The following is an 18,635-nucleotide window of genomic DNA, read 5'->3' as shown; positions in this document are numbered from 1 at the left end:
GGAGGTGTCTCTACGAGACCCTGGCACCCGCTCGGGAGGTGCGGAAGAGGCGGTGCGATCGCTGTGGCTGTGGTGACGCATGGGGCGCCGAACTCAGTCGGTATTCCAGGCAACTTCTGTGACGCGGCGTCCAGAGTGGCGGAAGTCCCGGCGACATGACAATGGCACCTCGGCCCTGTCATTGGCCGGATTTTCCCTTTGCGGAAGGGCGGTATGCCGTCCTCGGCTACGGTGCGGGGCGCTCCTGCGCCCGGACGGTGGGCCACAGCATGGCGACGACTCGGTCGGCCAGGTCGTCCGGCGTGGCCCGGCCCGTGCGCAGGTAGTCGCCGAAGTAGCTGCCGAAGCAGAGGGTCACCACGGCGTCGAGGTCGGCGTCCGCGCGCACCGCGCCGACGTCCTGGAGCCGGCGCAGGGTGTGCGCCAGCTCGGCGCAGCGTGGCTCGTTCCCGTGCACCCGCATCTGCTCGAACAGCTCCGGCTCGCGCTCGGCCTCGCCCATGAAGTTGCCGTGCAGGGCCATGGCCCGCTCGTTGTGGTACCGCGGGTCGAGGCGCCGGACGGCCTCGGTGAAGGCCTCCAGCGGAGTCATCCGCTCCATGTCCAGGGGCGGGTAGGCCTCGCGCTGCTTGCGCAGACCGTAGTGGAGGGCGTCCACGACGAGTTCGTACTTGTTGGCCCAGCGCCGGTACAGGGTGGGGCGCGTGACCCCGGCGTCGGCGACGACGTCGCCGATCGTCAGGCGCGCGTAGCCGTCGGTGGCCAGGCGCGCCCGGGTGGCCCGCAGGATGGCCTCCTCGATCGCCGGGTCCCGGGGCCTGCCGCCGGGCCGCGGGGCAGGGGGCCGCTCCGGTGCGGACCCGTCCGCACCGGTCCGCCCCGCGCGCCGACGCGCGCTGTCGGCCGCTCCCTCGTCCTTGCTGCTCACGGCGTGCTCCTCCTGTTCGGGCCACCCTAACCGGCGCTCCGCCACGCACTCCGCCGTTCGTTTCAGTCATTGACTGTAACGAAACCTGTAGGGCAGGGTGGCCCGCGTCAGACAGCGCGCCCCGGCGGTGGCCGAAAACCTCGCCCAACGGTCCCTCGTGGAAGGCGACTTCAGGTTCCGCCGCGCGCCCCGCACCCGATCACGGAGGAATGCCCCATGAGCACCAGCGTCCCGCGCCTCACGGTCGTACAGCCGGGGGAGGGCCACCACGCGCACATCCCCGGCTTCGGGGCCGACTTCAAGCTGAGCAGCGGCGTCTCCGGCGGCCCGCTGTCCATCGTGGAGCACCCCTTCGGCGTCGGCGTGATCACCCCGGCGCACATGCACAGCAGGGAGGACGAGTACTCCATCGTCGTCGAGGGCGAGATCGGCTTCCGCTCCGACGACGCGGAGACCGTGCTCGGCCCGGGCGGCTACATCATCAAGCCCCGCGGCCAGATGCACGCCATGTGGAACGCCGGTGACACCCCCGGCCGCATCATCGAGATCATCACCCCCGGCGGCTTCGAGCACTACTTCCAGGAAATCGCCGACCTCGTGGCCGCGAGCACCACCGACCGCGGCGCCTTCGACGAACTCGCCGAGAAGTACGGACTGACCTACGGCCACCCCGACTGGTTCGACGACGTCGTCCGGCGCTACGGCCTCACCCCGCCCCGGCGCTGACCCGCCCGCTCGGCGGCGCCGTCCTCGTGAAGACAGGCAGGGGCGGGAATCAAACGGGCTTTCGGCGGGGTAGGGATGTCGCGTCGCGCCCCGGTCGGCCCCGCCGCCCGGGGCGCCGACCGCTCGGTCATGACGTAACTACGAAGGAGACGCGGATGGCCCTCACGCGTGAGGAACGCGAGGAGTTCCTGGCGGAAGCGCACATCGCGGCGCTGGCCGTCGACTCGGGAGAGGAGGGGCGGGCGCCGGTCACCGTCCCGATCTGGTACCAGTACGAGCCCGGCGGCGAGATCTGGATCATGACGGGCAAGGGCTCGCGCAAGGCCCAACTGATCGCTGCGGCCGGACGGTTCACGCTCATGGTCGAGCGCCTGGAGCCGTCCATCCGGTACGTGTCGGTGGAGGGCCCGGTCGTGGCGACGGAGCCCGCGACCCGCGAGCAGCTCCACGAGATCTCCGCCCGCTACCTCCCGGCCGACAAGGTCGACGGCTATGTGGAGATGGCCTGGAAGGGGCACGGCGAGCAGGTGGTCATCCGGCTGCGCCCTCAGCGCTGGGTGTCGTCGGACCTCGGGTCCGTCTGAAGGACGCGGCCGGAGGCGCGCGACGGCCGCCCAGGGAATCCCCGGCACCCGATATCGACCTTTTGACCGCCTGACAGCAGAAATCTGACTCCCGGCGCACACCGGAATCGGGCAACCCCCCGCTCCCGAGCGGACTCTTCTCCTCCAGCGGCCCTCGCCGACTGACCAACCGACCAGAGGGCCCTGACCAAGGAGAGGGGAACTGTGCACACGCACAGCTGGAGAAAGATCGCCCTGGCGGCCGGCGCGGCCGGGGTCCTCGTGGCGACGGGGGCCACGGCCATGGCCGACGCCGCGACCCCGGCCCCGGCGAACAAGCCCGACCTGCGCGCGGACGTCAACCGCGACGGACGTGTGGACGTCGAGGGCGACAGCGACACGAGCGGCGAGAACACCTGGACGCGCGAGCGCGGCGCGATCGTGCTGCCGAACATCGACGACGACGCCAAGCGCTGCCCCGTCAAGGACGGCAACGGGCGGCCGCTGTCGAACGCCAAGCTCGCCAAGTGCAACGACGCGTCCGACACCAAGGTCAACGGCGCCAAGGACGCCCTCGACCTGGCCCGCCTGCGGACCGTGCCGCTGCCCGACGCCGCCGCGAGCAGCCACGGCACCGTCAAGGTGGTGGGCGCGGGCGCCAAGAAGGCCCGCCTGTTCATCCACCGCGACGGCCGCTGGTCCCTGCTGAAGCCCACCGACAAGCTCACCGCCAAGGAGCTGCGCTCCGGCGTCGAGCTGGGCATCGAGGCCACCGACGTGGTGCGGGACGCCGCGAAGTGGAACGGCGACATCACCGTCCGGTTCACCGTCGGCGGCGACGGCCCGGCCCGCTCCGACGACGTCGTGCTGCACACCGCGCCCGTGCTCACCCAGCACCATCTGCAAAAGGCCCAGGAAGTCCTGGTGACCAAGGTGGCGGGCCGCGACCCGTACAGCAAGGCCCAGCAGAAGTTCGTCAAGAACCTGGCGAAGCAGGTCAAGGACGCCGGGATCAGCAAGCCGCTGACCACCTTCACCAAGTACGGCGACATCTGGGCGCAGGACTTCGTCGAGCCCGGCTACGCCAGCATGCCGGGCCCGGACGGCAAGCCGCGCACGATGCGCGTGCTGATCCGCTCCGCGCAGCTCGACCGCCCGGCGGGCCGCGAGCTGTTCGAGAAGCTCCGCGGCCCCGACGTCGGCGTGGTGCAGGTCGCCAAGGCCGGCGACAACGAGGAGTGGACGCTCAACTCCATGGGCAACCTGGAGACCATTCCGCCCTACAAGCTGGGCGCCAAGGACTACCCCGCCGGGCGCATCATCCAGGGCTACCGCAAGGACAACGGCTCCAAGCCCGCCAAGTCCATGCGCACGTTCCTGAAGTCGCAGGGAGCCCAGGACCCGCTGCTGCTCGACACCTCCTGGCTGTCGGTCGGGCACGTGGACGAGTTCGTCCAGTTCCTGCCCGCCGACACCGAGCGCGGCTGGCGCATCGGCGTGGCCGACCCGAAGGCCGGGGTGGAGCTCCTGCGCAAGGCCAAGCGCGAGGGCCACGGCGCGAAGAAGATGTTCTCCGTGCCGCGCGGCGCCGACGTCCCGGCCCCGAAGGAGACCATCGACAAGGTCCTCGGCTCCGCCAAGTTCACGGCGGACAACAAGCTGGCCGCCGAGCGCATCGAGGCCAACCTGGCCGTCCTCAAGCGCGAGACCGGTGTCACCGACGCCGAGATCGTGCGCGTGCCGGGCCTGTACGTGCGCGACGGCCAGCAGGGCAGCGGCCTGAGCAACAGCCGCAAGCTGCGCCGCCTCGGCCCGGACTCGCTGCGCAAGTTCAACCAGCTGCGCGGCGACGACAACCGCGCCGACAACCGCGCCGACAGCCGCGGCAAGGGCCGCGCGCAGGCCGCGGCGGCCTGGCAGAACAGCGCGTACATCCCCGGCGCGGTCAACGGCGTCCTGCTCAGCCCGACCCGCTACCTCGCGCCCCAGCAGTGGGGCCCGGTCATCGGCGGCAAGGACATCTTCACCGAGGCCGTGAACTCCGTGTACGCCAAGGCCGGTTTCACCACGACCTACATCGATGACTGGTACACGTACCACATCGGCATGGGCGAGGTGCACTGCGGCACCAACACGCTGCGGGACGCCACCGCACCGTGGTGGCCCAAGGCGTGACCCCCCGGCCCGCGGGGGCCGCGTCCCGACGACGGACGCGGCCCCCGCGGGCCACCCCTCCTGGAGCCCCTCCGGCCCCTCTGCCCTGGGCGAATCTGCTGGCGGCCAAGAAACCGGCCCTGGCGGCCGCACCGGGCCGAGAGTGGACGCACCGGCCGTGATCGTGCGGCCGACGCGACGACCAGGAGGTTCTGCGATGACACGGCTGACACCGTTCGGACTCGGCGGGGCGGCGGCGCCCGCGCGCCCCCGAGCCGAGGACGGGGACACCCCCGCCACCCGCTTCGACGACCAGCTCGCGGCCCGGCTCCTCGACCAGCGCATCGTCTTCCTCGCCACCCAGGTCGACGAGGCCTCCGCCAACCGCGTGTGCGCGCAGCTGCTCCTGCTGTCCGCCGAGGACCCGCGCACCGACATCGCCCTGTTCATCAACAGCCCCGGCGGCTCGGTGCACGCGGGGCTCGCCATCCACGACACGATGCGGCTCATCCCCAACGACGTGTCGACGCTCGCCATGGGATTCGCCGCCAGCATGGGCCAGTTCCTGCTGACCGTCGGCACCAGGGGCAAGCGGTACGCGCTGCCGAACGCGCGCGTCATGATGCACCAGCCGTCGGCCGGGGTCGGCGGCACCACCGCCGACATCGCGATCCAGGCGGAGAACCTGGAGTTCACCAAGCGCGCCATCGAGCGGATCACCGCCGAGCACACCGGGCAGAGCCCGGAGACCATCGCCCGCGACGGCGACCGCGACCGCTGGTTCACGGCCGAACAGGCCAAGGAGTACGGCATGGTCGACCGCGTCGTCGGCTCACTCGACGACGTCCGACCGGCCGCCACCAAGCGACGGATGGGGCTGTGACCATGGGCCAGTACACGATTCCGACGGTCGTCGAGCGCACCCCGCAGGGCGAGCGCGCCTACGACATCTACAGCCGTCTGCTCTCCGAGCGCATCATCTTCCTCGGCACCGAGATCGACGACGGCGTCGCCAACGTCGTCATCGCCCAGCTGCTCCACCTGGAGTCCGCGGCGCCGGAACGCGAGATCGCTCTGTACATCAACTCGCCCGGCGGCTCGGTGACCTCGCTGATGGCGATCTACGACACGATGACCTTCATCAGCGCCCCCATCTCCACGTTCTGCGTCGGCCAGGCCGCGTCGACCGCGGCCGTCCTGCTCGCCGGGGGCGACCCGGGGCGGCGGTTCGTCCTGGAGCACGCGCGCGTGCTGCTCGGCCAGCCCGCCAGCGGCGGACAGCAGGGCACCGTCTCCGACCTGAGCCTGCACGCCAAGGAAATGCTGCGCGTCCGGGCGCAGATCGAGGAGGTCCTCGCCCGGCACACCCACCACGACGTGGCGACGCTGCGCGCGGACACCGACCGCGACAAGGTGTTCACCGCCCAGGAGGCGGTGGCGTACGGCCTCGCCGACGAGGTGGTCGCGCGCCGCGGGCCCGCAGCGCCGCTCTGAGCCGCGCTGCGGGGCCTCCGGTCAGGCGGCCAGGCTCAGCCGGCCCTGGTGCGAGCCGCCGCCGGACGGAGCGCCGCTCCCGAGCCGCGACACCGAGACCCGCGACACCGAGGCCCGCGGCGCGCGCGTGCCCGCGGCCCCGGGCCCGCGAAGGCCACCGCGCGCCCGCCGCTCGGCGGCCGTCAGGTCGTGGTGCGCGAGGCCGAGGAGGTCGCCGAGGCCGAGGCCGAGCGCGTGCGCCGCCGCCGCGAGGACCTCCGACGACGCCTCCTTGCGGCCCCGCTCGACCTCGGAGAGATACGGCACCGAGATCCGGGCGGCGTCCGCGACGTCCTTCAACGTGCGCTCCTGGGCCAGGCGTTCCCGGCGCAGCACGGCGCCGACGAGGTCACGCCACAGGGGCTCCTTGGGAGCGGGGGCCGAGGGAGCAGCGGGCGCGGCCGGGCGCAGGGGGATGACGCGGGCGTCCCGCTCCGGCCGCGGCGGAGGGGGCGAGGCGTTCGTCGCGTGGCTGGTCACGGCCTCAGCGTAGGAGCGCGGGGGCCCGTGGTGGTGATGTTCTGCCCTGGGCGAAGCACGTTCCGCCCTGGGCGAAGCCGGGGCCCGGTGAGCAGGGCGCGCCTCTCGGCCGGGTCCGTACGGCGCGGTCGGGAACCTGCCCGCTCGCCCCGGCGTTGAGCGGTTGGCACCCCGAACGCGGCCGCCCGGCCCCTGACTCCCGACGATCCACCGACCCGGCCAGGAGGTCCGCGTGCAGCTCCGCACCCGGCCCGCCCGGCTTGGCGCCTCGCTTCTGTCGGTGGTCGTCGCCGTCCTGGCGTTCGCCGTGCCCTCGCGCGGCCCGGGGACCGTCCCCGTGGGCCAGATCCTGGCCGCGCCGCAGCGGGCCGTGACCGGCGGCGGGGACACCGCCCACAGCGACAGGGCGGGCCCCCGCGCCCCCGACCTCCCGCGCGTCGTCCACGCGACGGCCGCGCACCCGCACCACGGGCACATTCCGCACCCGCCGTACCCCGGCACCACGGCCGCCGACCGGGCGCCGCACCGGTCCGCCGGCGGACCCGTCGCGCACCCGCCCGGCCCGGCCTGGACCCGGCAGCACGCCGACACCGGGCCCCGGCCCCGCGGCCCACCGCCACGGATGAGCAGCAACGACACCGTTCAGGACGTCGCCTGACGGGCGCTTCGCGCGCCCGGCCGCCGCGCCGTCCCGCTTCGTCATGCCCTCATCGTGGATGTGGAGTACACCCATGCCTCGCGCACCCCTGTGGCGGGCGATCGTCGCGCTAGCCGCCGTCGCCGCCTCGCTGTTCCTCGCCCTCACCCAGTCACCCCGCCTCGGCCTCGATCTGAGAGGCGGCACCCAGATCGTCCTGGAGACCAAGGACTCACCCACCGTCAAGGCCGACGAGGCCGCGACCCGCAGGGCCGTCGAGGTGCTGCGCCAGCGCGTCGACGCCCTCGGCGTGTCCGAGCCGAGCCTCGCCCAGGCGGGCGCCAAGCGGATCGTCGTCGAACTGCCCGGCGTACGCGACCCGCGCGAGGCCGCCGAGGTGATCGGCCGCACCGCGCAGCTCACCGTGCACCCGGTGACGGGCGCGACGGACGAGCCCGGCCGGGCGAAGCCCGCCGCCGACGGCTCCCGCACCCTGCCCGACCCCGACAGGCCCGGCGGCCGACTGCAGCTCGGCCCGACCGCGCTGACGGGCGACGGCGTGAAGGACGCCGACGCGGTCCTGGACCAGCAGACCCTCAACGGCTGGTACGTCACCCTCGACTTCCGCTCGAAGGCGACCGCCGACTGGGCCCGCGTCACCGGCGACGCGGCCTGCGCGCCGCAGGACGCCCCGCAGCGCCGCGTCGCCATCGTCCTCGACGGCAAGGTCATCTCGGCACCGGGCGTCAACGCCGACGTCCGCTGCGGCAGCGGCATCACCGGCGGCAGCACCCAGATCACCGGCGGCTTCGACGAGGGCGAGGCCCGCGACCTGGCCGCCCTCGTCAAGGGCGGCGCCCTGCCGGTGCCCGTCGACGTGGTCGAGCAGCGCACCGTCGGCCCGACGCTCGGCGCCGCCGCCATCGACGCGAGCATCCAGGCCGCGCTCATCGGCCTCGCCCTGACCGGCCTGTTCATCATCGTGGTCTACCGGCTGCTCGGCGCCCTCGCCACCGTCGCGCTCGCCCTGTACGGACTCATGTCGTACGCCGCGCTCCTGGCGGTGGGGGCCACCCTCACGCTGCCCGGGCTCGCCGGGTTCGTGCTGGCCATCGGCATGGCGGTGGACGCCAACGTGCTGGTCTTCGAACGCGCGCGGGAGGAGTATCTCGGCCCTCGCGCGCAGCTTCCCGACCGCGAGCCGCGCGCCTCCGGGACCCCGCGCAGCATGGCCAAGGCCCTGCACACCGGCTTCACCAAGGCCTGGAGCGCGGTCGTCGACTCGAACGTCACGACGCTGCTCGCCGCCGGACTGCTGTTCTTCTTCGCCACGGGCCCGGTCAAGGGCTTCGGCGTGACCCTGTCGATCGGCGTCCTGGTGTCGATGGTGGCGTCCTTCGTCGTGACGCGGGCGCTCGCCGACGTGGCCGTGCGGCGTCGCTCCGTCCGCGCCCGGCCGCGGCTCACGGGCCTGGCCACCACCGGCCGCGTCCGCACCCTGCTCGCCCGGCGCAACCCCCGGCTGGTGCGGCACCGGGGCCGCTGGCTCGGCGCCAGTGCGCTCCTGGTGGCCGTGGCGGTCGCGGGGATCGTGGTGCGCGGGCTCGACCTGGGCGTGGAGTTCACGGGCGGACGCCTCGTCGAGTACAGCACCAGCAAGCAACTGGACGCCGACACGGCCCGCGAGGCCGTCGCGGACGCGGGCTTCCCGCGCGCGGTCGTGCAGGAGTCCGGCGAGGACGACATCACGGTACGCACCGGGGACCTCGGCGACGGCGAACAGCGGCGCATCCAGGAGGCCCTGGCGGGCCCCGGCGGCGAGGTGACCGTCGAGCGCGACGAGCGCATCGGCCCGAGCATCGGCGCCGAGCTGCGACAGAAGGCCCTGGTGGCGCTCGGCATCGCGGTCGCCGCCCAGCTGATCTATCTGAGCGTACGGTTCCGGTGGACGTTCGCGACGGCCGCCGTCGCCGCGATGGTCCACGACGTGCTCCTGGTGGTCGGCCTGTTCGCCTGGCTCGGCAAGACCGTGGACAGCGTCTTCCTCGCGGCCGTCCTGACGGTCATCGGGTACTCCGTCAACGACACGGTGGTCGTCTTCGACCGCGTCCGCGAGGCGCGGCGCCGCGACCCGCGGGCCGACCTGGCGGACACCGCGAACAAGGCCGTGCTCCGGACCCTGCCGCGGACCGTGAACACCGGCATGGGCGCGCTGTTCGTCCTGGCCGCCCTCGCCGTCCTCGGCGGCGACTCGCTCGCGGACTTCTCCCTCGCGCTGATCGCGGGCGTCGTCCTCGGCATGGTGTCGACGGTGTCCGTGGCGGTGCCCGCCGCTGTCCTCCTGGAGCGGCGGAGCCCGGCGCCGCGGCGCCCGGCACGCCCGTCGGAAGGTCCTCGTCCGCGCAGCCCGCTGGAGGCGCGGCGCCGCGAGCGCGGCACCGGCGCGGTGGTCTGACAGCCCCCCCGCGGCCGTCGGCGGTCCGGGACGTCCGCGCGGTCAGTCGCCCAGGAAGCGCAGGGCGACGGCCGCGTGGACGGCGCACCCGGCGGCCATGGCGTCCTCGTCGAAGACGACGCGGTTGGAGTGGATGTCGGGTGCCTCGTCGGGCGACGCCCCCGGTGGGCAGGCGCCCAGGAAGGCCATGGTGCCGGGGACCCGTTCGAGGACGTACGAGAAGTCCTCCGCGCCCATGACGGGCTCGGCCAGGTCGTGGACGCGGTCCGGACCGAGCAGCGCGGCCGCGGCGGCCTTCGCGGCCGCGGTGCGGTCCGGGTCGTTGACGACGGGCGGATAGCCCTCCGGCAGCTCCACCTCGGCCGTCGCGCCGTGCGCGGCCGCGACGTGGTGCGCGACGCGGGCCACGTTCTCCCGCAGCAGCCGCCGCGTGCCGGGGGTCAACGTGCGGAGGGTGCCGTGGAGTTCGGCGGTCTCCGGGATGATGTTGGTGGTGGTGCCCGCCGTGATCCTGGCGACGGTGACCACGGCGGGGTCGAAGACGTGCACCGTGCGCGTCACCATCGTCTGCAGGGCCTGCACGATCTCGCAGGCGACCGGCACGGGGTCGAGGGCGCGGTGCGGCGCCGACGCGTGGCCGCCGCGGCCGCGGACCGTCACGTGCAGCGAGTCGTAGGCGGCGAGCGTCGGCCCGGGGCGCAGGTGCAGCGTGCCGGAGCCGAGCCGGGTGGAGACGTGCAGGGCGAAGGCCGCGTCCACGCCGCCGTCGCCACGGGTCCCGAGGACCCCTTCGTCGATCATGTGCCGGGCGCCGCCGTCGCCCTCCTCGCCCGGCTGGAACATGAACACCACGCGCCCGCGCAGCTCGTCGCGGCGCGCGGCGAGCAGCCGGGCGGCGCCGATCAGCATCGCCGTGTGCAGGTCGTGCCCGCAGGCGTGCATGGCGTCCGGCAGCTCGGACGCGAACTCCAGGCCGGTGTCCTCGCGTTGGGGCAGCGCGTCCATGTCGCCGCGCAGCAGCACCGTGGGCCCGGGGCGCGCGCCGTCGAGGGTGGCCACGACGGAGCTGAGCCGCTTCCCCGTGGTGACCGACAGGGGCAGTTCCGCCAGGGCCGCGAGGACCGTGGCCTGCGTCCGGGGCAGGTGCAGACCGAGCTCCGGTGCCCGGTGCAGCGCGCGCCGGGTCGAGACGAGGTCGGGCAGTAACCGGCGGGCCTGCGTGAGCAGGGGCCGCGGGGCGTCGGCGGTCATGGCGTCGCACCTCCGGTGAACGGGGCGGGACGGCCGTCGGCCGCCCCGGGCAGGACGGCCAGAAGGCTGCCCCGCCCGGGGTCCCGTCATGCGAGACCCGCGCCTCAGCGGGTGACCTTCCAGGTCAGCTCGCCCGTCAGGAGCTTGCGCAGCTCCGGGTCGCGGACCGCCTTCGTCATGTCCTTGGCGCGCACCAAGATCGTGTGCCGGCGCCCGTCGGCGGGCACGCCCAGGGCGCGCGGCGTGACGGACCGGGCGTCCTTGACCTTCTTGGCCGCGCGGCCGTCGACGTACCACCGCAGCCGGACGCCGGCGCCCGCCCGGACGGTGACGCGCTGCTTGCGGCGCACCTCGCTGTCCGTGGGCGTCGTGCTGGTGACCACCGAGCCGTGGCGGTGGAAGCCCGCGATCATCGCCTCGCGTCCGGGCAGGTTGAACTCGCGGCCCAGCGTGCGCATGATCGAGTTGTCGGTGGGCCGGTAGAGGCCGCGCGGGTAGTAGTTGCCGCCCTCGTAGGCGCCGACGGTGCCGCCGTCGGGGGACGCCTGGCCGATCCAGCGGTACCACTTCTTCTTCTGCGCGGTCAGCTGCGCGGCCGTGAGCTTGCTGCTGTTCAGCCAGGCGGGCTCGGCGCCCGTGTAGGTGCCGTACTCGTCGTACCAGTACTCGTCCGCGAGCTTGCCGAGCGAGTGGCCGAGCTCGTGCACGACGACCTGCGAGGACTTGGCGTTGTCGGAGGAGCCGGTGGCGATGCCGTCGTAGCCGGAGGGCGAGGTGATGTCGTTGTAGCCCGCGCCGCCGTACTTCGTGGAGTTCGCGAGCACGATCACCACGTCGGGGTCCGCCGCCTTGCGGGCGTACGACTCGACCTTGTTGGTGTCGACGCACAGCAGGCGCTCGATGTCGTCGCAGTAGAAGTACGAGCCGAGCGCGGTGTCCCTGCGGACGTCGCTCGACGGGTCGCCCGAGACGCCCGACTGGCGCGAGTGGGCGTCCACCGCCCAGACGTTGAAGAGGTTCTTGTACGAGGCGTACGGCTCGACCTTGGAGACCTCCGCCCACTTGGTGCGGACGTCGGCGTGGAAGTCCTCCTGCTGGGCTGCGGTGTAGCCGTCGCCGATGAAGACGACGTCGGCCTTGGTGCCGACGGGGCCGTTCTGCACGATCGGCACGACGTCGCCGTCGCCCGCGATCCGTGCGCGCTCCTGGCCGCTGAGCGGGGCGGGCGCGGGCACCTCGGTGTGGCGGGGGTGCCCGTCCTTGCCGAAGTACTCGACCGCCTGCGGGGATCCGGTGGCGGAGGGCTCCGGGTGGGCGGCCGCGCCCCCCGTCGCGGAGAGGGTCGCCGCGAGCGTGGCGCCCGCCGCGAGGGCGACCCGGAAGCGCTTGCGTCTGATGTGGGCTGATATGCCAGATATATCGCTGGCCATGTGGGGGGCCTCCTCAAGGCGACGGGTTAAGCGGAGAGTTAAGTAGAATTAATGCGCCGCTCAACGTAGAGGCCCGTGAAGGAAGAGGCAATGGGTCTGTGAAGTTTCACTTGAGGCACATGAGTTGAGAGTGGGTTCACGCCACCGGGCAAACCCGTCCGGCCCCTATCCAACGCCCGTGTCCATCGACTTAGCTCAGGTCACGGACCCACGGAGGATCCACGGAGGGGGAGAGGTGGCGGAAAACAGCCCCGAGGGGGCGCGGCTCGACGACCCGGCCGAAATCGGCCGCCGCGTGCTGCGGCTGCGCACCGAACGGGGGCTCACCCAGCGGCAGCTGGCCGAACCGGCCTACACGCCCGCGTACGTGTCCACCCTGGAGTCCGGCAAGGTACGCCCGTCCGAAGCGGCCCTCAGACACCTCGCGGGACGCCTCGGCGTCGGCTACGAGGAGCTGGCCACCGGGCGGCCCGCCCGGCTCGCCACCGATCTGCGGCTGCGGCTCACCGACGCCCGGCGCGCCCTCGCCACCGGCGCGCCCGAGGACGCCGCCGCCGTCTTCCGCGCCCTGCACGAGGAGGCCGTCGCGCACGGCCTCGTGCCCGAACAGGCGACCGCGCTCCAGGGGCTCGGCGACTGCCTCCTGGAATCCGGTGAACTGACCGACGCCCGCGACTGCTTCGCCGCCGTGGAGCGGCTCCTCGCCGACGAGCCGCTGCCGCGCCGCGTCCCCGCCATCCGCGGCCGCGCCACCGCGCACCTGCTCACCGGCGAACTGCGGTACGCCTGCTACCTCCTGGAGACCACCCTCGACGAACTCGACGCGGCGGGCCTGCACGACCCCGACGCGCTGCTGCTCCTCTACACGGCGTCCATCGCGCCGTACATGGACATGGGCGCGCACGCCCGCGCCGCCCACGCCGCCGAACTGGCCCTCGCCCTCGCCCCGCGCGTCAGCGACCCCGCGCTCGTCGCCCACATGCACCGCGGCGTCGCCCGCACGCTCATCGCCGAGGGCCGCACCGCCGAGGCCGACGCGTCCCTCGCCAAGGCGCAGGAGCTCTACCGGCAGCTGCACATCCGCACCGAACTCGCCCACTGCCACTGGATGCGCGGCTACGTCCACGCGCAGGACGGCGATCTGGAGGGCGCCGAGAGCGAGTTGCGCACGGCCCGGGACATGCTGGCATCCAAGCGGGCCGCGCTCTTCACCGAGCAGGTCGAGGTCGAGCTCGCCGACGTGCTCAGGCGGCGCGGCAAGACGGCCGAGGCGGAGGCGCTCCTGCGGCCGCTGCTCACCTCCGGCGCGGACGGCGCCGGCACCGGACCGCTCGGCGCCGAGCGCGGCGCCGTGCACGCGGGCGGCGCGCACCGCCTGCTCGGCCTGATCGCGGAGGAGCGCGGCGACACCGAGTCCGCGGAGGAGCACTACTGCGCGGCCCTGTCCCTCCTGGAGCGCTCCAGCGCGGCCGGGGACCTCGCCGACCTGTGCCGGCTCCTCGGCGACCTGCTGCGGCGCACCGGGCGCGTCGAAGCCGCCCTCGACGCCTACCGCACGGGCCTCGGCCACCGGGCCGCCCCCGGTACGACGACCCTGGGCCCGGCCCCCGCGACCCCGCCCCTGTGAACCACGATCTTGGCTCTGCTTCGATTGGGCCATGACATCCGATGGGGGCACGACAGCGGAAAGATCCACAGCACCGGCCGAGGCTCCGGGACAGCCGGTGCGCGACTGGCCGACGACGCTCGCCACCGAGCGCCTGACCCTGCGCCCGGTCGCGCGCCCTGACGTGCCGCACGCCGTCCGGCTGTGGACGGACCCACAGGTCAGACGGCACCTCGGCGGCCCCGTGCCCGCCGACGTCGTCCGGGCGCGCGAGCGGCACTGCGTGGGCGTGCCCGGGGCGTTCACCGTGGTACGGCACGACGGCGAGGTCCTCGGCCTCGTCGTGGCCGAGGCCGACGGGCACGACGGCCGCACCGAGGTCTCCTACCAGCTCCTGCCCGAGCACTGGGGCCACGGCTACGCCCGCGAGGCGGTCCACGCCGTCGTCGGCTGGGCCCGGGAGGCGATGCGTTCCGCCATCCCCGGCGTCGTCGCCGTCACCCAGCGCGCCAACACCCGCTCGCGCCGCCTCCTCGACACCCTCGGCGCCACCGCCGACGACCACTTCGTGGCCTGGGGGGAGCCGCAGGTCCTTTACGTGTTCCCGGGGCAGGGCACCGGCCCGGGAGAACCTCCGTGCGGAAGGGGGGAATCGGGGAAATAGACGCCTCGTTCTTGCCGCTGGATTTCCGCCGCCCATAGCTCGGGCCGGACAGGGGGAACGGTTCACACCCGTGTCGGTTCCGCTCACCGGAACGGCCCTTTCCTGTTCCACGGTTCCCCGTCATTCTCGGATGCGGAATCCGCCCGAGGAACCCGAGGAATGGGAGAACCATGCGCAAGGCCAACCGTCGTACGCGCACCACGATGGCCGTGACCGGCCTCGTCGCCGCCCTGACCGCAGGACTCCTGGCGGCCGCTCCCGCCCGGGCCGACGCCAAGTTCAGGATCACCGCCTACGAGAGCTGGAAGTGCCTGGACGTGCGGGGCGGGGTCTCGGCGCCGGGTCAGGACGTGCAGGTCTGGGACTGTCACGGCGGCGCGGGCCAGCGCTGGTCATGGCGCGGCACCAGCATCGTCAGCGACCTGCGGCCCGACCTCTGCCTCGACGTGCGGGGCGGGGTGGCCACGCCCGGCCAGGACGTCCAGATCTGGAACTGCAACGGCGGCGCGGGCCAGCGCTGGACCTACCGGAGCGGCAGCCTCGTGAGCGACCTGCGGCCGGACCTGTGCCTCGACGGCCGTGGCGGCGCCGGCCGCGGGCACGACGTACAGATCTGGACGTGCAACGGCGCCATCGGCAGCCAGCGGTGGTACCTCGAGGCGTGAGCCGCCGGCCGTCGGGGCCATGTCGGCTCCAAGTCGGGTCCGAGCCGAGTTCAAACGGAGTGAATTCAGCCGATCTCTGAAGGCATTTCCAGGTGTGCGGCGCCGCTGCGTCCGGGTCCCAATCGGCAGTGAAAACGGTCACCGATGCAGCCTTTGCGGTGGTCGCCGAATTGCGATTGACTCCCGTGCGTCAGCCGCCGTCGGCACACGTGGGGGGAAACTCCGTGGGGCACGCTCACCCGCATCAGCACGGGCACGAACACCAGGACGGAGGCCACTCCGGGCACAGCCACGGCGTCTCCGCGGACGCCGACCGGCGATGGCTTTCGCTCGCACTCGTATTGATTGGCGTTTTCATTGCCGTCGAGACGGTCATCGCTTTCATGGCCGGTTCCCTCGCGCTGATTTCCGATGCCGTCCACATGCTCACGGACGCCTTCTCCATCGTGCTCGCGCTCGTCGCGATGCGGCTCGCCGCGCGGCCCGCCAAGGGCACGTACACCTTCGGCCTCAAGCGGGCGGAGATACTCTCCGCCCAGGCCAACGGGCTCACGCTGCTGCTCGCCGCCGCGTGGCTCGGCTTCGAGGCCGTGCGGCGGCTGCTGCACCCGCCGGAGGTCACCGGCTGGATGGTGCTCGTCACCGCGCTCTGCGGCGTTGCCGTCAACCTGGCCGCGACCTGGTGCCTGTCCAAGGCCAACCGCGCCTCGCTGAACGTCGAGGGCGCGTACCAGCACATCCTGAACGACCTGTACGCCTTCATCGGCACCGCCGTCGCGGGCGTCATCGTCATGACCACGGGCTTCGCGCGCGCCGACACCATCGCCACGCTCTTCGTCGTCGTCCTGATGGTCAAGGCGGGCTGCGGGCTGCTCCGCGACTCCGGCCGCATCCTGCTCGAAGCGGCGCCCGCGGGCCTCGACCCGGACGCGATCGGGCACGAGCTGGCCGGGATGCCCTCCGTGGCGGAGGTCCACGACCTGCACATCTGGACCATCACCTCCGGCGAGCCCGCCCTGTCGGCCCACGTCCTCGTCCACCCCGGCGGCGACTGCCACGCCGTGCGGCGCGACCTGGACAAGCGCCTCGCCGACGCGTACGGACTCACGCACACCACGCTCCAGATCGACCACGAGGACCCGGCCGCCGGAGCGGCGCCGCCCGCCTCCGCCGCCCCGCACTGCGTGGGCGGCCACGGCCCGACACACCGGAGCGCCCGCCGGGTCCCCTGACCCGACGGAGCGGAGGGGGCGGGTCCGCTGGGCGGCCCGTCCCCGTACGGGTGGTGCTCGGTGAGCGGCGCATACCGGCGGCGGGCTCCGCGCAGAACAACGTGACGTCCACCGTTGTCTGACGTGTCGGAGTGCCCGTGGGAGTCTGGCTGTTGAACAACTTCTCCATGCTGTCGCTGGTGGCGATGGTCGTCGGCGGAATCCTGGTCCTGTCGGTCGCGGGCAGCGAGCTGGCCCACCGCCGCTGGCCCTCGCTGGCCGACGGCGACCACAACGAGATGGTCGGCGTGGTGCTCGGCGTCTTCGCCGCGATCTACGGCATCATCCTCGCCTTCGTCGTGGTGACGCTGTGGACACAGCTGGAGGAGGCCGAGACCGTGGTCTCCGCCGAGGCGTCCGACCTGGAGCAGGTCGTGCGGAACGTGCGGGCGTTCCCGCCCGCCGAGCGCAGCCAGATGGAGGCCGCCGTCAGCGTCTACGTACACGCGGTGGTGGAGCGGCAGTGGCCGCTCATGCGCACCGGCAGGGCCGACCACGCCGTCACCCAGCGCCAGATCGACGGGATCTACGCCGTCCTCCAGGCGTACGAGCCCGACGACGGGCCGCAGCGGGCCTTCTACCGCGAGTCCATCACGCACCTCAACGACGTGGTGGCCCAGCGCAGGGCCCGGCTCACCCAGTCCCACCAGGAACTCCCGCCGCTGCTCCAGGTGCTGGTGTACGGCGGCGCGCTGGTGATCATCCCCGTGACCTTCCTGTACGGCAACCGAAACCGCAAGGTCCGTCTGCTCTTCGTCGGCGCCATCGCCGCCCTCATCGGCTTCAGCCTGCTGCTCGTCCTGGTCCTCGACCGCCCCTTCGCCGGCGAGATCAGCGTGAGCCCGGCGCCGTACAGGGAGGGCACGCTGGCGCAGTTCTGGTGACGGTGGGGGCGTTGCCGGACCGGGGGGCTACTGGCCGGAGGTCTTGGGGGCGGGGGCGTACTGGGCCTCGCCGTGGCCGAGGGACCAGTCGGCCGACTCGTTCTCCAGCACGGTGACGAACACGTTCCGCGGCTCGGTTCCCGCGTACTCCTCGGCCAGTTCCGCGATGCGCCGGTACAGGGCGCGCTTCCGGCCGGGCGTGCGCCCGGCCCGCATGGTGATCACGACGTAGACGATCCCGTCGTCCCGGCGCACGCCCAGGTAGTTCCCGTGCCGCAGCGTGCTGCTGTCGCCGTCGTGGCTGGTGAGGATCTGGAAGTGGTCGTCGGGCGGAATGCCGATGGTCTCCACGAGCGAGTCATGGACGGCCCGCCCGAGCGCGTCGAGGCGCGCGCCGTCGGCGCGCAGGGCGTCTATGCGGACGAGGGGCATGGCGGGCTCCTTCGGAAGGGGGTCGGCCGGGGCGGGCCGCATACTGTACATACTAGTAGGTACAGCGATCGGCCCGCCCAGGAGCCCGACCAGGAGTACAACGCCCCGCCCACAGGCGTGACTCAGGACGCCACCAGCAGATGGACCGCAAGCCCCGTGATCACCGCGCTGGACGCCAACGTCGTGACCAGGCGGCCCCGGCGGCCCGTCAGGGCGCGGCCGAGGAGCGCGCCGCTCCCGGCGACGAGGAGTTGCCAGCTCGCGGAGGCCGCGAAGGCGGCGAGGGTGAACACCGCCTGCCCCAGGTGGTCCGTGCCCGTGCCGGACCGGCCGCCCACCACGAGCGCCGCGAAGTACACGACGGTGGCGGGGTTGAGCAGCGTGATGCCGAGGAAGGTGGTGTACGCGCGAGCCGGGCTCGTCGGGCCGCTGTCGCGACGCGCGGCCGTTCGCGGGGCGCGGTGCTGCCGGACGGCCGCGGTGGCCGCGCGCACGGCGAGGGCGATCAGGACGAACGCGGAGACCCAGCGCAGCGGACCCAGCACCGGCTCGACGACGCGCGCTGCCGCGGCCCCCGCGACGGTGGCGACCAGGGCGTAGAGGCCGTCCGCCGTCGCCACCCCGAGCGCGGCACACGCCCCCACCCGCCACGACGTCCGCGCGGTGAGCGCCACCAGATACGTCGCGACCGCCCCCACCGGCATGGCGATGCCGTACCCGGCGACGAGCCCCGCGACGAGGTGCCCGCTCACCGGCGCGGCAGCGCGGGCCTCCCCGGCAGGCCGGGCTGCTGCCGGCCACGCGTCCGACGGACGACGGCGGCGAGCGGCAGCGGGGTGGTGACGGGTTCGGTGAACATGCCCTGAGCCTGGGGCGGAGGCGGGGTGGCGGGCAACTGGTTTACCGGCGGGCCGGGTTTGCGGAGCGGCGCGCTCCGCAAACCCCCGCGTGGCGCG

The 18,635-nt window shown here is 73.3% G+C and carries 18 protein-coding genes; 12 read left to right on the top strand and 6 right to left on the bottom strand.

The annotated features are described in order from the left end of the window. Window positions 1-226 precede the first annotated feature (226 nt). Window positions 227-928, bottom strand: a complete 702-nt coding sequence (locus CP982_RS04835; protein WP_150509334.1) for a TetR/AcrR family transcriptional regulator — start codon at window positions 926-928, stop codon at window positions 227-229. A 216-nt stretch (window positions 929-1,144) separates the two neighbouring features. On the opposite strand from CP982_RS04835, the gene CP982_RS04830 reads away from it, so the two are divergent. From CP982_RS04830 to CP982_RS04810, 5 genes are all read left to right on the top strand, one after another. Next, window positions 1,145-1,654, top strand: coding sequence for a cupin domain-containing protein (locus CP982_RS04830; RefSeq protein WP_150509333.1), 510 nt, complete (start codon window positions 1,145-1,147; stop codon window positions 1,652-1,654). Between the two features lie 155 nt (window positions 1,655-1,809). Then, a complete protein-coding gene (locus tag CP982_RS04825; protein ID WP_150509332.1) occupies window positions 1,810-2,238 on the top strand; it encodes a pyridoxamine 5'-phosphate oxidase family protein in 429 nt (142 codons plus the stop codon). A gap of 282 nt (window positions 2,239-2,520) precedes the next feature. Then, a complete protein-coding gene (locus CP982_RS04820; protein WP_150515315.1) occupies window positions 2,521-4,392 on the top strand; it encodes a protein-arginine deiminase domain-containing protein in 1,872 nt (623 codons plus the stop codon). Window positions 4,393-4,588: 196 nt separating this feature from the next. Beyond that, window positions 4,589-5,254, top strand: a complete 666-nt coding sequence (locus tag CP982_RS04815; protein WP_170316358.1) for an ATP-dependent Clp protease proteolytic subunit — start codon at window positions 4,589-4,591, stop codon at window positions 5,252-5,254. A 2-nt stretch (window positions 5,255-5,256) separates the two neighbouring features. Continuing rightward, window positions 5,257-5,865 carry a ClpP family protease gene (locus tag CP982_RS04810; RefSeq protein ID WP_150515313.1) on the top strand — a complete coding sequence of 203 codons (609 nt, stop codon included), beginning with the start codon at window positions 5,257-5,259 and terminating at the stop codon, window positions 5,863-5,865. Window positions 5,866-5,886: 21 nt separating this feature from the next. On the opposite strand, the gene CP982_RS04805 is transcribed toward CP982_RS04810, so the two are convergent. Then, window positions 5,887-6,384 carry a helix-turn-helix domain-containing protein gene (locus CP982_RS04805; RefSeq protein ID WP_372503329.1) on the bottom strand — a complete coding sequence of 166 codons (498 nt, stop codon included), beginning with the start codon at window positions 6,382-6,384 and terminating at the stop codon, window positions 5,887-5,889. A gap of 232 nt (window positions 6,385-6,616) precedes the next feature. Here CP982_RS04805 and CP982_RS04800 point away from each other — a divergent pair, with 232 nt between their 5' ends. Both CP982_RS04800 and secD read left to right on the top strand, forming a co-directional pair. Beyond that, the gene (locus CP982_RS04800; RefSeq protein ID WP_150509331.1) at window positions 6,617-7,042 is read left to right on the top strand and encodes a hypothetical protein; all 426 of its coding nucleotides are present in this window, start codon (window positions 6,617-6,619) and stop codon (window positions 7,040-7,042) included. A 73-nt stretch (window positions 7,043-7,115) separates the two neighbouring features. Then, entirely contained in the window at window positions 7,116-9,476 is a 2,361-nt protein-coding gene (secD, locus tag CP982_RS04795) for a protein translocase subunit SecD (RefSeq protein WP_150509330.1), read from the top strand. Between the two features lie 42 nt (window positions 9,477-9,518). Here the strand turns inward: secD and CP982_RS04790 are convergent, their stop codons facing one another. Both CP982_RS04790 and CP982_RS04785 read right to left on the bottom strand, forming a co-directional pair. Continuing rightward, window positions 9,519-10,727, bottom strand: a complete 1,209-nt coding sequence (locus CP982_RS04790) for a M20 metallopeptidase family protein (protein WP_150509329.1) — start codon at window positions 10,725-10,727, stop codon at window positions 9,519-9,521. Window positions 10,728-10,831: 104 nt separating this feature from the next. Next, window positions 10,832-12,157, bottom strand: coding sequence for a M64 family metallopeptidase (locus CP982_RS04785; protein WP_150509328.1), 1,326 nt, complete (start codon window positions 12,155-12,157; stop codon window positions 10,832-10,834). A gap of 235 nt (window positions 12,158-12,392) precedes the next feature. On the opposite strand from CP982_RS04785, the gene CP982_RS04780 reads away from it, so the two are divergent. The 5 genes from CP982_RS04780 to CP982_RS04760 all read left to right on the top strand — a co-directional run bounded on the left by CP982_RS04780 (window position 12,393) and on the right by CP982_RS04760 (window position 17,247). Then, entirely contained in the window at window positions 12,393-13,784 is a 1,392-nt protein-coding gene (locus tag CP982_RS04780; protein WP_150509327.1) for a helix-turn-helix domain-containing protein, read from the top strand. A gap of 31 nt (window positions 13,785-13,815) precedes the next feature. Beyond that, window positions 13,816-14,427: a GNAT family N-acetyltransferase gene (locus CP982_RS04775; RefSeq protein ID WP_150509326.1), complete on the top strand. Its 612-nt coding sequence runs from the start codon at window positions 13,816-13,818 to the stop codon at window positions 14,425-14,427. A 170-nt stretch (window positions 14,428-14,597) separates the two neighbouring features. Continuing rightward, window positions 14,598-15,092: an RICIN domain-containing protein gene (locus tag CP982_RS04770; RefSeq protein ID WP_150509325.1), complete on the top strand. Its 495-nt coding sequence runs from the start codon at window positions 14,598-14,600 to the stop codon at window positions 15,090-15,092. Window positions 15,093-15,316: 224 nt separating this feature from the next. After that, a complete protein-coding gene (locus CP982_RS04765) occupies window positions 15,317-16,324 on the top strand; it encodes a cation diffusion facilitator family transporter (RefSeq protein WP_150509324.1) in 1,008 nt (335 codons plus the stop codon). A 152-nt stretch (window positions 16,325-16,476) separates the two neighbouring features. After that, window positions 16,477-17,247 carry a bestrophin-like domain gene (locus CP982_RS04760; protein ID WP_260422685.1) on the top strand — a complete coding sequence of 257 codons (771 nt, stop codon included), beginning with the start codon at window positions 16,477-16,479 and terminating at the stop codon, window positions 17,245-17,247. A 27-nt stretch (window positions 17,248-17,274) separates the two neighbouring features. Here CP982_RS04760 and CP982_RS04755 read toward each other — a convergent pair whose 3' ends face one another. Both CP982_RS04755 and CP982_RS04750 read right to left on the bottom strand, forming a co-directional pair. Further along, window positions 17,275-17,679 carry a tautomerase family protein gene (locus CP982_RS04755; protein WP_150509322.1) on the bottom strand — a complete coding sequence of 135 codons (405 nt, stop codon included), beginning with the start codon at window positions 17,677-17,679 and terminating at the stop codon, window positions 17,275-17,277. Window positions 17,680-17,801: 122 nt separating this feature from the next. Beyond that, entirely contained in the window at window positions 17,802-18,431 is a 630-nt protein-coding gene (locus CP982_RS04750) for a LysE family transporter (protein ID WP_229878849.1), read from the bottom strand. Window positions 18,432-18,635 lie beyond the last annotated feature (204 nt).

It is taken from the genome of Streptomyces spectabilis, from assembly GCF_008704795.1.
GTDB classification, from domain to species: Bacteria; Actinomycetota; Actinomycetes; order Streptomycetales; family Streptomycetaceae; genus Streptomyces; species Streptomyces spectabilis.
The sequence above is the reverse complement of the archived record's forward strand: the minus strand, read 5'-3'. Positions and strand labels throughout refer to the sequence as shown.